Origin of the sequence: Pseudomonas sp. AF03-9 (genome assembly GCF_020515815.1) — a bacterium.
Lineage (GTDB): Bacteria > Pseudomonadota > Gammaproteobacteria > Pseudomonadales > Pseudomonadaceae > Aquipseudomonas.
On the sequence record NZ_JAHPJF010000006.1, the window covers coordinates 289,720 to 302,693 of the forward strand.

Annotated in this window: 23 protein-coding genes and 1 pseudogene; all 24 read right to left on the reverse strand. The window is 54.1% G+C overall.

Annotated features, from left to right (window positions below):
• Window position 1: 1 nt before the first annotated feature.
• A complete protein-coding gene (gene rpmD / locus LIY36_RS12430) occupies window positions 2-178 on the reverse strand; it encodes a 50S ribosomal protein L30 (RefSeq protein WP_003186033.1) in 177 nt (58 codons plus the stop codon).
• A gap of 2 nt (window positions 179-180) precedes the next feature.
• Window positions 181-681, reverse strand: a complete 501-nt coding sequence (gene rpsE / locus LIY36_RS12435; protein ID WP_003176409.1) for a 30S ribosomal protein S5 — start codon at window positions 679-681, stop codon at window positions 181-183.
• A gap of 3 nt (window positions 682-684) precedes the next feature.
• Window positions 685-1,035: a 50S ribosomal protein L18 gene (gene rplR, locus LIY36_RS12440; RefSeq protein ID WP_017736664.1), complete on the reverse strand. Its 351-nt coding sequence runs from the start codon at window positions 1,033-1,035 to the stop codon at window positions 685-687.
• 10 nt (window positions 1,036-1,045) lie between these two features.
• Window positions 1,046-1,579 (reverse strand): 50S ribosomal protein L6, encoded by a 534-nt coding sequence (gene rplF / locus LIY36_RS12445; RefSeq protein WP_003176412.1) that lies wholly within the window; start codon window positions 1,577-1,579, stop codon window positions 1,046-1,048.
• A 12-nt stretch (window positions 1,580-1,591) separates the two neighbouring features.
• Window positions 1,592-1,984, reverse strand: coding sequence for a 30S ribosomal protein S8 (rpsH, locus tag LIY36_RS12450; RefSeq protein WP_192299100.1), 393 nt, complete (start codon window positions 1,982-1,984; stop codon window positions 1,592-1,594).
• Window positions 1,985-2,190: 206 nt separating this feature from the next.
• Entirely contained in the window at window positions 2,191-2,496 is a 306-nt protein-coding gene (gene rpsN / locus LIY36_RS12455; RefSeq protein WP_003176414.1) for a 30S ribosomal protein S14, read from the reverse strand.
• A 13-nt stretch (window positions 2,497-2,509) separates the two neighbouring features.
• The gene (gene rplE, locus LIY36_RS12460) at window positions 2,510-3,049 is read right to left on the reverse strand and encodes a 50S ribosomal protein L5 (RefSeq protein WP_003194642.1); all 540 of its coding nucleotides are present in this window, start codon (window positions 3,047-3,049) and stop codon (window positions 2,510-2,512) included.
• Window positions 3,050-3,071: 22 nt separating this feature from the next.
• Window positions 3,072-3,386, reverse strand: coding sequence for a 50S ribosomal protein L24 (rplX, locus tag LIY36_RS12465; RefSeq protein ID WP_003176416.1), 315 nt, complete (start codon window positions 3,384-3,386; stop codon window positions 3,072-3,074).
• Between the two features lie 11 nt (window positions 3,387-3,397).
• Complete coding sequence (rplN, locus tag LIY36_RS12470; RefSeq protein WP_002555479.1) at window positions 3,398-3,766, reverse strand: 50S ribosomal protein L14; 369 nt, start codon at window positions 3,764-3,766, stop codon at window positions 3,398-3,400.
• Window positions 3,767-3,789: 23 nt separating this feature from the next.
• Window positions 3,790-4,056, reverse strand: coding sequence for a 30S ribosomal protein S17 (rpsQ, locus tag LIY36_RS12475; RefSeq protein WP_003176419.1), 267 nt, complete (start codon window positions 4,054-4,056; stop codon window positions 3,790-3,792).
• A gap of 2 nt (window positions 4,057-4,058) precedes the next feature.
• The gene (rpmC, locus tag LIY36_RS12480) at window positions 4,059-4,250 is read right to left on the reverse strand and encodes a 50S ribosomal protein L29 (protein WP_002555481.1); all 192 of its coding nucleotides are present in this window, start codon (window positions 4,248-4,250) and stop codon (window positions 4,059-4,061) included.
• Window positions 4,250-4,663: a 50S ribosomal protein L16 gene (gene rplP / locus LIY36_RS12485; RefSeq protein WP_003176421.1), complete on the reverse strand. Its 414-nt coding sequence runs from the start codon at window positions 4,661-4,663 to the stop codon at window positions 4,250-4,252. The genes rpmC and rplP overlap by 1 nt, the downstream gene beginning before the upstream one ends.
• Before the next feature lie 12 nt (window positions 4,664-4,675).
• On the reverse strand, window positions 4,676-5,362 hold the full coding sequence (gene rpsC / locus LIY36_RS12490; protein WP_003176422.1) for a 30S ribosomal protein S3: 687 nt from the start codon (window positions 5,360-5,362) through the stop codon (window positions 4,676-4,678).
• A 13-nt stretch (window positions 5,363-5,375) separates the two neighbouring features.
• Window positions 5,376-5,708 (reverse strand): 50S ribosomal protein L22, encoded by a 333-nt coding sequence (gene rplV, locus LIY36_RS12495; RefSeq protein WP_003103908.1) that lies wholly within the window; start codon window positions 5,706-5,708, stop codon window positions 5,376-5,378.
• A gap of 11 nt (window positions 5,709-5,719) precedes the next feature.
• Window positions 5,720-5,995 carry a 30S ribosomal protein S19 gene (gene rpsS, locus LIY36_RS12500; RefSeq protein ID WP_002555486.1) on the reverse strand — a complete coding sequence of 92 codons (276 nt, stop codon included), beginning with the start codon at window positions 5,993-5,995 and terminating at the stop codon, window positions 5,720-5,722.
• Between the two features lie 16 nt (window positions 5,996-6,011).
• Window positions 6,012-6,836 carry a 50S ribosomal protein L2 gene (rplB, locus tag LIY36_RS12505; protein ID WP_008053874.1) on the reverse strand — a complete coding sequence of 275 codons (825 nt, stop codon included), beginning with the start codon at window positions 6,834-6,836 and terminating at the stop codon, window positions 6,012-6,014.
• Window positions 6,837-6,850: 14 nt separating this feature from the next.
• Window positions 6,851-7,150 carry a 50S ribosomal protein L23 gene (rplW, locus tag LIY36_RS12510; RefSeq protein ID WP_002555488.1) on the reverse strand — a complete coding sequence of 100 codons (300 nt, stop codon included), beginning with the start codon at window positions 7,148-7,150 and terminating at the stop codon, window positions 6,851-6,853.
• Window positions 7,147-7,749, reverse strand: a complete 603-nt coding sequence (gene rplD / locus LIY36_RS12515; protein WP_003176424.1) for a 50S ribosomal protein L4 — start codon at window positions 7,747-7,749, stop codon at window positions 7,147-7,149. Before rplD ends, rplW begins: the two co-directional genes overlap by 4 nt.
• A gap of 12 nt (window positions 7,750-7,761) precedes the next feature.
• Window positions 7,762-8,397, reverse strand: coding sequence for a 50S ribosomal protein L3 (gene rplC / locus LIY36_RS12520; RefSeq protein ID WP_003194649.1), 636 nt, complete (start codon window positions 8,395-8,397; stop codon window positions 7,762-7,764).
• A gap of 81 nt (window positions 8,398-8,478) precedes the next feature.
• Entirely contained in the window at window positions 8,479-8,790 is a 312-nt protein-coding gene (rpsJ, locus tag LIY36_RS12525; protein WP_003186070.1) for a 30S ribosomal protein S10, read from the reverse strand.
• 158 nt (window positions 8,791-8,948) lie between these two features.
• Window positions 8,949-10,142, reverse strand: a complete 1,194-nt coding sequence (gene tuf, locus LIY36_RS12530) for an elongation factor Tu (protein WP_017736669.1) — start codon at window positions 10,140-10,142, stop codon at window positions 8,949-8,951.
• A 30-nt stretch (window positions 10,143-10,172) separates the two neighbouring features.
• Window positions 10,173-12,278: an elongation factor G gene (fusA, locus tag LIY36_RS12535; protein ID WP_192299101.1), complete on the reverse strand. Its 2,106-nt coding sequence runs from the start codon at window positions 12,276-12,278 to the stop codon at window positions 10,173-10,175.
• A 30-nt stretch (window positions 12,279-12,308) separates the two neighbouring features.
• Window positions 12,309-12,779, reverse strand: coding sequence for a 30S ribosomal protein S7 (gene rpsG, locus LIY36_RS12540; protein WP_002555493.1), 471 nt, complete (start codon window positions 12,777-12,779; stop codon window positions 12,309-12,311).
• A 118-nt stretch (window positions 12,780-12,897) separates the two neighbouring features.
• Window positions 12,898-12,974 (reverse strand): annotated as a pseudogene (gene rpsL / locus LIY36_RS12545) (30S ribosomal protein S12); the annotation flags it as partial.

The window sequence follows — 12,974 nt, forward strand, 5'->3', positions numbered from 1 at the left end:
ATTAACCCTCGACACGCAGCATGTAGTAAGCCTTGTTGATCATCCCGCGATTCTCGGGAGTATCAAGTACTTCTACAGTGTGACCGATGCGACGCAGACCCAGACCCTTAACGCACAGTTTGTGGTTAGGGATGCGGCCGGTCATGCTTTTGATCAGCGTTACTTTAACGGTAGCCATGATCAGAAGATCTCCTTGACAGTCAGGCCACGCTTAGCAGCGATGGACTCAGGAGATTGCATAGCTTTCAAACCTTTGAAAGTGGCGTGAACCACGTTTACCGGGTTAGTCGAGCCGTAGCACTTGGCCAGAACGTTCTGAACGCCAGCAACTTCGAGGACAGCACGCATAGCGCCGCCAGCGATGATACCGGTACCTTCAGAAGCAGGCTGCATGTACACCTTCGAAGCGCCATGGGCGGACTTCATTGCGTACTGCAGAGTGGTGCCGTTCAGGTCAACTTGGATCATGTTGCGACGAGCAGCTTCCATTGCCTTCTGGATCGCAGCAGGCACTTCACGCGACTTGCCACGGCCGAAGCCAACACGGCCTTTACCATCACCAACCACGGTCAACGCGGTGAAGGTGAAGATACGGCCGCCTTTAACGGTTTTGGCTACGCGGTTAACTTGAACCAGCTTCTCAATGTAGCCTTCGTCGCGCTTTTGGTCGTTATTTGACATAACTTAGAACTCCAGCCCAGCTTCACGAGCGCCATCAGCAAGCGCTTTCACGCGGCCATGGTACTTGAAGCCAGAGCGGTCGAAAGCCACTTGCGAGACGCCAGCGGCCTTAGCACGCGTAGCGACCAGCTGGCCAACCTTAGTGGCCGCGTCGATGTTGCCAGTGGCACCATCACGCAGTTCTTTATCCAAAGTCGAGGCGCTTGCCAGGACTTTGTTGCCGTCGGCCGAGATGACCTGGGCGTAGATGTGCTGCGACGAGCGGAACACGCAGAGACGCACGACTTCGAGTTCGTGCATTTTCAGGCGTGCTTTGCGAGCGCGACGCAGTCGAGTAACTTTTTTGTCGGTCATTTGCTATGCCCTACTTCTTCTTGGCTTCTTTACGACGGACGACTTCGTCCGCGTAGCGCACACCTTTGCCTTTGTACGGCTCTGGTGGACGGAAGTCGCGGATCTCAGCAGCCACTTGACCTACCAGTTGCTTGTCGATGCCCTTGATCAGGATATCGGTCTGGCTAGGAGTCTCAGCGGTGATGCCTTCCGGCAGTTCGTAATCCACTGGGTGCGAGAAGCCAAGGGCCAGGTTCAAAACCGTGCCTTTTGCTTGCGCTTTGTAACCAACACCGACCAGCTGGAGCTTGCGCTCGAAGCCTTGGCTTACGCCTTGGACCATGTTGTTTACCAACGCACGCGTGGTACCGGCCATTGCGCGAGTTTGTTGATCGCCATTGCGAGCAGCGAAACGCAGCTCACCAGCTTCTTCAACGATCTCAACGGACGAATGGATGTTCAGTTCAAGAGTACCCTTGGCACCCTTCACCGAAAGCTGTTGGCCTGCGAATTTTACTTCGACACCGGCTGGCAGCTTAACGGGGTTCTTAGCGACGCGAGACATGCTTATCCCCCCTTAGAACACAGTGCAAAGAACTTCGCCGCCGACACCGGCAGCGCGCGCAGCACGATCCGTCATCACACCTTTGTTGGTGGAGACGATAGACACGCCCAGACCGCCACGAACTTTCGGCAGATCTTCAGCGGACTTGTACTGACGCAGGCCTGGACGGCTAACGCGCTTCACTTCCTCGATGACCGAACGGCCTTCGAAGTACTTCAGCTCGATGGACAGCAGTGCTTTAACATCGCTGCTGATCTGATAATCCGCAATGTAGCCTTCGTCTTTCAGGACTTTGGCAACAGCTACCTTCAACTTGGAAGATGGCATGCTTACGACGGACTTTTCAGCCATCTGGGCATTACGGATACGAGTTAGCATGTCCGCTAACGGGTCCTGCATACTCATGGGCTAGACGCTCCTAATACAAAAAAATTAGCCTTGCGGCTACATATATCACCGAGAATCTCCGGGTAAAAAACACGGGCTCAGGCGAGCCGCGTATTTTAGACACACTCCGGAAATGAAACAAGCCCCAAAAGGGGCTTGTTCCAGATTCAAGGTCACCGGCGGTCAGTATCTTTCGATTCAGACCACCCGGACGTTGAAAGTACTTACCAGCTGGCTTTAACCAGACCTGGTACGTCACCACGCATTGCCGCTTCACGCAGTTTGTTACGGCCGAGGCCGAACTTGCGGTAAACGCCGTGTGGACGACCGGTCAGGCGGCAGCGGTTACGCATGCGCGAAGCGCTTGCGTCACGTGGCTGCTTCTGCAGAGCTACTGTAGCTTCCCAACGTGCTTCTGGACTTGCGTTCAGATCAACGATGATTGCTTTCAGTGCTGCACGCTTCTTGGCGTACTTGGCAACCGTGAGCTGACGCTTCAGCTCGCGGTTTTTCATGCTCATCTTGGCCATGGTCCTACTCCAATCAGTTGCGGAACGGGAATTTGAAAGCACGCAACAGGGCGCGACCTTCATCATCGTTCTTGGCAGTGGTGGTCAGGGTGATGTCCAGACCGCGGAGAGCATCGATCTTGTCGTAGTCGATTTCCGGGAAGATGATCTGCTCTTTCACGCCCATGCTGTAGTTACCACGACCATCGAAGGACTTGGCATTCAGGCCGCGGAAGTCGCGAACCCGAGGCAGGGAGATCGACAGCAGACGATCCAGGAATTCGTACATACGCTCACGGCGCAGGGTCACTTTGACGCCGATCGGCCAACCTTCACGGACTTTAAAGCCAGCGATGGATTTCCGAGCGTAGGTCACAACGACTTTCTGGCCGGTGATCTTTTCCAGGTCAGCAACAGCGTGCTCGATGACTTTTTTGTCGCCGATCGCTTCGCCCAGACCCATGTTCAGGGTGATTTTGGTAACGCGCGGAACTTCCATCACGTTCCCAAGCTTAAGTTCTTCCTTAAGCTTAGGGGCGATTTCCTTCCGGTAAATCTCTTGTAGTCGTGCCATGGTCTAATCTACCTAGCAGTGTTCAAGCATCAACCGCTTTTTGGGTCGACTTGAAGACACGAATTTTCTTACCGTCTTCTACTTTGAAACCAACGCGGTCAGCCTTGTTGGTTTCGCCGTTGAAGATGGCGACGTTAGAAGCATCCAGCGGAGCTTCTTTCTCGACGATACCGCCCTGCACGCCCGACATCGGGTTAGGCTTGGTATGACGCTTAACCAGGTTCAGACCACCGATAACCAGACGGTTATTAGCGAGAACCTTAAGCACCTTACCGCGCTTACCTTTGTCTTTGCCGGCGATCACGATGATCTCGTCGTCACGACGAATCTTTTGCATGTCGGATCTCCTTACAGCACTTCTGGGGCGAGCGAGACGATCTTCATGAACTTCTCAGTACGAAGTTCACGGGTCACTGGCCCAAAGATACGGGTGCCGATCGGCTCTTGCTTGTTGTTCAGAAGAACAGCAGCGTTGCCATCAAAGCGGATAATGGAGCCATCAGCACGACGTACGCCGTGACGAGTGCGGACTACAACAGCAGTCATCACTTGGCCTTTTTTCACTTTACCGCGAGGAATTGCTTCCTTCACGGTAACTTTGATGATGTCACCGATACCAGCGTAACGACGATGGGAGCCACCCAGCACCTTGATGCACATAACACGGCGAGCGCCGCTGTTATCGGCCACATCGAGCATGGATTGAGTCTGAATCATATAATTTCTCCGACCCCTAGTCCTTAGACTTCCACAGCGCGTTCGAGAACATCAACCAGTGCCCAAGACTTGGTCTTGGCCAGCGGACGAGTTTCACGAATAGTGACTTTGTCGCCGATGTGGCACTGATTGGTTTCGTCGTGCGCGTGCAGCTTAGTCGAACGCTTAACATATTTACCGTAGATCGGGTGCTTAACGCGACGCTCGATCAAAACGGTGATGGTTTTGTCCATCTTGTCGCTGACAACACGGCCAGTCAGCGTACGGACAGTCTTTTCGGCTTCAGCCATGATCACTTACCTGCCTGCTGGTTGAGCACAGTCTTCACGCGAGCGATGTCACGCTTAACTTGCGAGAGCAGATGAGACTGCCCCAACTGGCCAGTTGCTTTCTGCATACGCAGATTGAACTGGTCGCGCAGCAAGCCGAGCAGTTGCTCGTTCAGCTGCTGTGCGGATTTTTCACGAAGTTCATTCGCTTTCATCACATCACCGTCCGTTTAACAAAGGAGGTGGCGAGCGGCAGCTTTGCAGCAGCCAGGGCGAAAGCCTCACGCGCCAGCTCTTCAGAAACACCCTCGATCTCATACAGGACCTTGCCTGGCTGAATCTGGGCTACCCAGTATTCCACGTTACCCTTACCTTTACCCATCCGCACTTCGAGAGGCTTCTTGGAGATCGGCTTGTCCGGGAATACACGGATCCAGATCTTGCCGCCACGTTTTACGTGACGGGTCAGAGCACGACGCGCTGACTCGATCTGACGAGCGGTGAGACGACCACGAGCTACAGACTTCAGCGCGAACTCGCCGAAGCTGACTTTGCTACCGCGCTGAGCCAGACCACGGTTGTGGCCTGTCATCTGCTTGCGGAACTTCGTACGCTTAGGTTGCAACATTTGGCGTACCCCTTACTTAGCAGCTTTTTTACGAGGCGCTGGTGCTTGTGGTTTCAGTTCTTCTTGGCGACCACCAATTACTTCGCCTTTGAAGATCCAAACCTTTACACCGATCACACCGTAAGTGGTGTGAGCTTCGTAGTTGGCATAGTCGATGTCGGCACGCAGGGTGTGCAGTGGCACACGACCTTCGCGATACCATTCAGTACGTGCGATTTCAGCACCGCCGAGACGACCGCTCACTTGGATTTTGATGCCTTTGGCACCAATGCGCATGGCGTTCTGTACTGCGCGCTTCATAGCGCGACGGAACATTACGCGACGCTCCAGCTGCTGAGCTACGCTCTGCGCAACCAGCATACCGTCGAGCTCCGGCTTGCGGATCTCTTCGATATTGATGTGCACAGGCACACCCATTTGCTTGGTCAGGTCCTGACGCAGTTTCTCAACATCTTCACCTTTCTTCCCGATAACGATACCTGGACGAGCGGTGTGGATGGTGATACGTGCAGTTTGGGCCGGACGATGGATATCGATACGGCTTACGGACGCGCTTTTTAGTTTGTCTTGGAGATACTCACGCACCTTCAGATCAGCGAACAAGTAGTCCGCATAAGTCCGACCGTCTGCGTACCAGACGGAGGTGTGCTCCTTGACGATTCCCAGGCGAATGCCAATGGGATGTACTTTCTGACCCATCTCTTCGACTCCGTTACTTGTCAGCAACCTTGACAGTGATATGGCAAGACCGCTTGACGATGCGATCAGCACGGCCTTTGGCACGTGGCATGATGCGCTTCAGCGAACGCCCTTCGTTGACGAAAACGGTGCTGACCTTCAGGTCATCAACGTCTGCGCCTTCGTTATGCTCGGCGTTGGCTACGGCCGACTCCAGCACTTTCTTCATGATCTCGGCGGCTTTCTTACTGCTGAAAGCCAACAGGTTGAGCGCTTCGCCCACCTTCTTCCCGCGGATCTGGTCGGCGACCAAGCGGGCTTTCTGGGCGGAGATTCGAGCGCCCGACAACTTAGCGGCTACTTCCATTTCCTAACCCCTTAACGCTTGGCTTTCTTGTCTGCCACGTGCCCACGATAAGTGCGGGTACCGGCAAACTCGCCCAGTTTGTGGCCGACCATGTCTTCGTTAACGAGAACTGGGACGTGTTGACGACCGTTGTGTACTGCGATGGTCAGACCGACCATTTGTGGCAGGATCATCGAACGACGCGACCAGGTCTTAACTGGTTTGCGATCGTTCTTTTCCGCCGCCACTTCGATCTTCTTCAGTAGGTGAAGATCAATAAAAGGACCTTTTTTCAGAGAACGTGGCACTGTCGTATCCCTCTATTTACTTGCGACGACGGACGATCATTTTGTCGGTACGCTTATTACCACGAGTCTTCGCGCCCTTAGTCGGGAAGCCCCATGGCGATACCGGATGACGACCACCAGAGGTACGACCTTCACCACCACCGTGTGGGTGGTCAACCGGGTTCATGGCAACACCACGAACGGTTGGGCGAACGCCACGCCAGCGTTTGGCACCAGCTTTACCCAGCGAACGCAGGCTGTGCTCGGAGTTCGAGACTTCGCCCAGGGTCGCACGGCATTCAGCCAGCACTTTACGCATCTCACCAGAACGCAGACGCAGGGTCACGTAGACACCTTCACGAGCGATCAGCTGAGCCGAAGCACCAGCGGAACGAGCGATCTGTGCGCCTTTACCTGGCTTCAATTCGATGCCGTGTACGGTGCTACCAACTGGAATGTTACGCAGTTGCAGAGCGTTGCCCGGCTTGATCGGTGCCAGGGCACCTGCGATCAGCTGGTCGCCAGCGCTCACGCCTTTAGGGGCGATGATGTAGCGACGCTCGCCATCTGCGTACAGCAGCAGAGCGATGTGAGCAGTACGGTTTGGATCGTATTCGATACGCTCGACAGTGGCAGAGATGCCATCTTTGTCGTTGCGACGGAAGTCGACCAGACGATAATGCTGCTTATGGCCACCACCGATGTGACGAGTGGTAATACGACCATTGTTGTTACGACCACCAGACTTCGATTTTTTCTCGAGCAGCGGTGCGTGAGGAGCGCCTTTATGCAGCTCCTGGTTGACCACCTTGACCACAAAACGGCGGCCAGGGGAAGTCGGTTTGCATTTAACGATTGCCATGATGCACCCCTTCCTTACTCAGCACTGCTGCTGAAATCGAGATCTTGGCCTGGCTGAAGGGAGATAACTGCCTTCTTCCAGTCATTACGCTTGCCCAGACCGCGAGCAGTGCGCTTGCTCTTACCCAGAACATTCAGGGTAGTAACACGCTCTACTTTCACGCTGAACAGGCTTTCGACGGCCTTCTTGATTTCCAGCTTGGTTGCGTCAGTTGCAACCTTGAAAACGAACTGGCCTTTCTTGTCAGCCAGAACCGTAGCCTTTTCGGAAACGTGCGGGCCAAGCAGAACTTTAAATACGCGTTCCTGGTTCATCCCAGCAGCTCCTCGAATTTCTTCACGGCCGACACGGTGATCAACACCTTGTCGTATGCGATCAGACTAACTGGATCGGAACCTTGCACGTCACGTACATCAACGTGTGGCAGGTTGCGAGCAGCCAGGTACAGGTTCTGATCAACAGCTTCAGACACGATCAAAACGTCGGTCAGGCTCATGTTGTTCAGTTTGCCCAGCAGATCTTTGGTTTTTGGACTTTCAACAGCGAAGTCCTGAACCACGACCAGACGATCAGTACGCACGAGTTCAGCAAGGATGGAGCGCAGTGCTGCGCGATACATCTTCTTGTTGAGCTTCTGAGAGTGATCCTGTGGACGAGCTGCGAAAGTGGTACCGCCGCCACGCCAGATTGGGCTACGGATAGTACCGGCACGAGCACGGCCAGTGCCTTTCTGACGCCAAGGGCGCTTACCGCCACCACGTACGTCGGAACGGGTCTTTTGCTGCTTGCTACCTTGACGGCCGCCGGCCATGTAGGCCACGACTGCTTGGTGAACCAGCGTCTCGTTGAATTCGCCGCCAAATGTCAGTTCGGAAACTTCGATCGCTTGAGCGTCATTTACATTTAATTGCATGTCAGCTTCCCCTTAACCGCGAGCCTTGGCCGCTGGACGTACAACCAGGTTGCCGCCAGTAGCGCCAGGAACAGCACCCTTGACCAACAACAGATTGCGTTCAGCGTCGACGCGCACTACTTCGAGGGACTGCACGGTCACGCGCTCAGCGCCCATATGACCGGACATTTTTTTGCCCTTGAATACACGACCAGGAGTCTGGCACTGGCCAATAGAGCCCGGGACGCGGTGGGAAACGGAGTTACCGTGAGTGTTGTCTTGGCCACGGAAATTCCAACGCTTGATCGTACCCTGGAAGCCTTTACCCTTGGACTGACCGGTTACATCAACCAGTTGACCAGCGGCGAAGATTTCAGCGTTGATCAGATCGCCAGCCTGGTAGTCGCCATCTTCAAGACGGAACTCCATAACAGTACGACCAGCTGCAACGTTTGCTTTTGCGAAGTGACCTGCTTGAGCAGCAGTCACGCGCGAAGCACGACGCTCGCCGACAGTGACTTGCACTGCACGATAGCCATCGGTTTCTTCAGTTTTGAACTGGGTGACGCGATTCGGTTCGATCTCAATGACCGTGACCGGAATGGAGACACCTTCTTCGGTGAAAATACGGGTCATACCGCATTTACGACCGACTACACCAATAGTCATGTTGTAAACCTCATGAGTGTACGGGGCTTTCACCCGCTATGGCCGCCCATTTCAGAGCGTTACACGACTAAGACCCAAGTCTTAGCCGAGGCTGATCTGTACTTCCACACCGGCCGCCAGATCAAGCTTCATAAGTGCATCAACGGTTTTATCCGTTGGCTGGACGATGTCCAGTACGCGCTTATGAGTACGGATCTCGTACTGGTCACGCGCGTCTTTGTTGACGTGCGGGGAGACCAGAACGGTGAACCGCTCTTTACGGGTAGGCAGTGGAATTGGACCACGCACTTGTGCACCAGTACGTTTCGCGGTTTCCACGATTTCCTGGGTGGATTGGTCGATCAGGCGATGGTCAAAAGCCTTCAACCTGATACGGATTTGCTGATTTTGCATTGGATTTCAGACTCCGGCTGCTATTCCCAGCGAGCGCAATACGCCCGTTAAAAGGAGGCGCAATTCTATAGACGCCCCAGATAGGTGTCAACCCAATAAAAAAAGCCCCCGCTGAGCGGGGGCCTTTTTCAAAGCATCAAGCTAACTCAAAAAAGAGCTTACTCGATGATTTTAGCTACAACACCAGCACCAACGGTACGGCCGCCTTCACGAATAGCGAAGCGCAGACCGTCTTCCATTGCGATGGTTTTGATCAGGGTAACTTCCATTTGGATGTTATCACCTGGCATTACCATTTCAACGCCTTCTGGCAGCTGGCAGTTACCAGTCACGTCAGTAGTACGGAAGTAGAACTGAGGACGGTAGCCTTTGAAGAACGGAGTGTGACGACCGCCTTCTTCCTTGCTCAGAACGTAGACTTCTGCGGTGAACTTGGTGTGCGGCTTAACGGTGCCTGGCTTAACCAGAACCTGGCCACGCTCAACGTCGTCACGCTTGGTACCACGCAGCAGAACGCCGCAGTTCTCGCCAGCACGACCTTCGTCGAGCAGCTTGCGGAACATTTCAACACCGGTGCAGGTGGTGACGGTAGTGTCACGCAGACCAACGATTTCCAGCGGATCTTGAACGCGAACGATACCGCGCTCGATACGACCAGTCACAACAGTACCGCGACCGGAGATCGAGAACACGTCTTCGATTGGCATCAGGAACGGCTTGTCGGTCAGACGAACTGGTTCTGGGATGTAGGTATCCAGAGTTTCAACCAGTTTACGAACGGCAGTGGTGCCCATTTCGTTGTCGTCTTTACCTTCCAGAGCCATACGAGCAGAACCGATGATGATCGGAGTGTCGTCGCCTGGGAAGTCGTAAGTGCTCAGCAGATCGCGCACTTCCATCTCAACCAGCTCCAGCAGCTCAGCGTCGTCTACCAGGTCAGCCTTGTTCAGGAAAACCACGATGTACGGAACGCCTACCTGACGGGACAGCAGGATGTGCTCACGGGTTTGTGGCATCGGACCATCAGCGGCCGAGCAAACCAGGATCGCGCCGTCCATCTGGGCAGCACCGGTGATCATGTTCTTCACATAGTCAGCGTGACCTGGGCAGTCAACGTGAGCGTAGTGACGAATTTTCGAGTTGTACTCGACGTGCGCGGTGTTGATGGTGATACCACGAGCTTTTTCTTCTGGAGCGCTGTCGATTTTATCGAAATCAACGATTGCAGAACCGAATACTTCGGAGCAAACGCGAGTCAGAGCTGCGGTCAGAGTGGTTTTACCGTGGTCAACGTGGCCGATGGTGCCAACGTTTACGTGCGGTAGGGAACGATCAAATTTTTCTTTAGCCACGACAATTAACTCCTTGCCTAAAGGACTGAATCAGCCTTGTTTTTTGGATACAGTTTCAGCGATGTGCGCCGGAGCTGTGTTGTATTTTTTGAATTCCATAGAGTAGCTTGCGCGACCCTGGGACATGGAGCGAACGTCGGTCGCATAACCGAACATCTCACCCAACGGAACCTCGGCGCGAATCACTTTGCCGGAAACCGTGTCTTCCATACCCAAGATCATGCCGCGACGACGGTTAAGGTCGCCCATGACATCACCCATATAGTCTTCAGGTGTAACAACTTCTACCGCCATGATCGGCTCAAGCAACTCACCACCGCCCTTCTGGGCCAGTTGCTTGGTAGCCATGGAGGCAGCCACCTTAAACGCCATCTCGTTGGAGTCGACGTCGTGGTAAGAACCGTCAAAAACGGTTGCTTTCAGGCCGATCAGCGGATAGCCGGCAACAACGCCGTTCTTCATCTGCTCTTCGATGCCTTTCTGGATAGCCGGGATGTATTCCTTAGGAACAACACCACCAACCACTTCGTTCACGAATTGCAGACCTTCCTGACCTTCGTCAGCAGGAGCAAAACGGATCCAGCAGTGACCGAACTGACCACGACCGCCGGACTGACGAACGAACTTGCCTTCGATTTCGCAATTCTTCGTGATGCGCTCACGATAGGAAACCTGAGGCTTACCGATGTTGGCTTCGACGTTGAACTCACGGCGCATCCGGTCAACCAGGATGTCCAGGTGCAGCTCGCCCATGCCGGAGATGATCGTTTGACCAGTCTCTTCATCAGTTTTAACGCGGAAAGATGGATCTTCCTGAGCAAGCTTGCCCAGAGCGATACCCATTTTTTCCTGGTCATCCTTGGTCTTAGGCTCTACGGCAACCGAAATAACCGGCTCCGGGAAGTCCATACGAACCAGGATGATTGGCTTGGCAGCGTCGCACAAGGTCTCACCAGTGGTGACGTCCTTCATGCCGATCAGGGCCGCGATGTCACCAGCGCGAACTTCCTTGATCTCTTCACGGGCGTTTGCGTGCATTTGCACCATACGACCCACGCGCTCTTTCTTGCCTTTAACCGAGTTGATCACGCCGTCGCCGGATGCCAACACGCCCGAGTAAACACGGACGAAGGTCAAAGTACCCACGAATGGGTCGGTAGCGATCTTGAACGCCAGAGCCGAGAACGGCTCGCTGTCATCAGCATGACGCTCCATCTCTTCTTCCTCGTTATCAGGGTTGGAACCCTTGATAGCAGGAATGTCGGTTGGAGCAGGCAGGAAGTCGATAACAGCGTCGAGAACCAGGGGAACACCCTTGTTCTTGAAGGAAGAACCGCAAACAGCCAGGACGATTTCGCCAGCGATAGTACGCTGACGCAGAGCGGCCTTGATTTCCACGTTGGTGAGTTCTTCACCTTCGAGGTACTTGTTCATCAGCTCTTCGCTGGCTTCGGCAGCAGCCTCGACCATGTTGTTGCGCCATTCGTCAGCCAGTTCCTGCAGCTCTGCAGGAATAGGCTTACGAACAGGAACCATACCTTTGTCGGAATCATTCCAGTAAACAGCTTCCATGTTGATCAGATCGATCTGACCCTGGAAGTTGTCTTCGGAACCGATAGCCAATTGGATTGGCACCGGAGTGTGACCCAGACGCTGCTTGATCTGACCGATCACGCGCAGGAAGTTGGCACCAGCACGGTCCATCTTGTTTACGTAAACAAGACGTGGAACGCCGTACTTGTTGGCTTGACGCCATACGGTTTCCGACTGAGGCTCAACACCCGAGGTACCGCAGAACACAACGACAGCGCCGTCGAGTACGCGCAGGGAACGCTCAACTTCAATGGTGAAGTCTACGTGGCCCGGGGTATCGATTACGTTGAAGCGATGCTCGTCTTTGTACTGCTTCTCGGAACCTTTCCAGAAGGCGGTAATAGCAGCAGAAGTAATGGTAATACCACGCTCCTGCTCCTGAACCATCCAGTCTGTGGTCGCGGCGCCGTCATGCACCTCGCCCATTTTGTGACTTTTGCCGGTGTAAAACAGTACGCGCTCGGTGGTGGTGGTTTTACCAGCATCCACGTGAGCAACGATACCGATGTTACGGTAGCGGCTAATCGGAGTAGTACGAGCCATAAAGCCCTCGCAAAATTAGTGAAGCTAAGATTAGAAGCGGTAGTGCGAGAAAGCTTTGTTGGCTTCAGCCATACGGTGCACGTCTTCACGCTTCTTAACAGCAGCACCTTTACCTTCGGCAGCGTCCAACAGTTCGCCGGCCAAACGCAGAGCCATAGACTTCTCGCCACGCTTACGGGCGAAGTCTACCAACCAGCGCATTGCCAGAGCGTTACGACGGGACGGACGAACTTCAACCGGAACCTGGTAAGTAGCACCGCCTACACGGCGCGACTTCACTTCGACCAGCGGAGCGATGGCGTCGAGAGCTTTCTCGAAGATTTCCAGGGGGTCGCTGTTCTTGCGTTCTTTAACCTTTTCCAGCGCGCCATAAACGATACGCTCGGCAACGGCTTTCTTGCCGCTTTCCATCACGTGGTTCATGAACTTGGCCAGGATTTGGCTTCCGTATTTTGGATCGTCAAGCACTTCGCGCTTGGCTGCTACGCGTCTTCTTGGCATGGATAAGCCCTCAAACGGTCTTCAGGTTCGCTCGGAATCGGTGCCCTTTCGGGACGCCTCCGACCTTACTCTTATCGACTCAGAAAATAAGATGAATCAGTTTTACAAAAAGCCGCTACTACTTAGGCTTCTTGGTACCGTACTTCGAACGACCCTGGTTACGACCTTTAACGCCGGAAGTATCCAAGGAGCCGC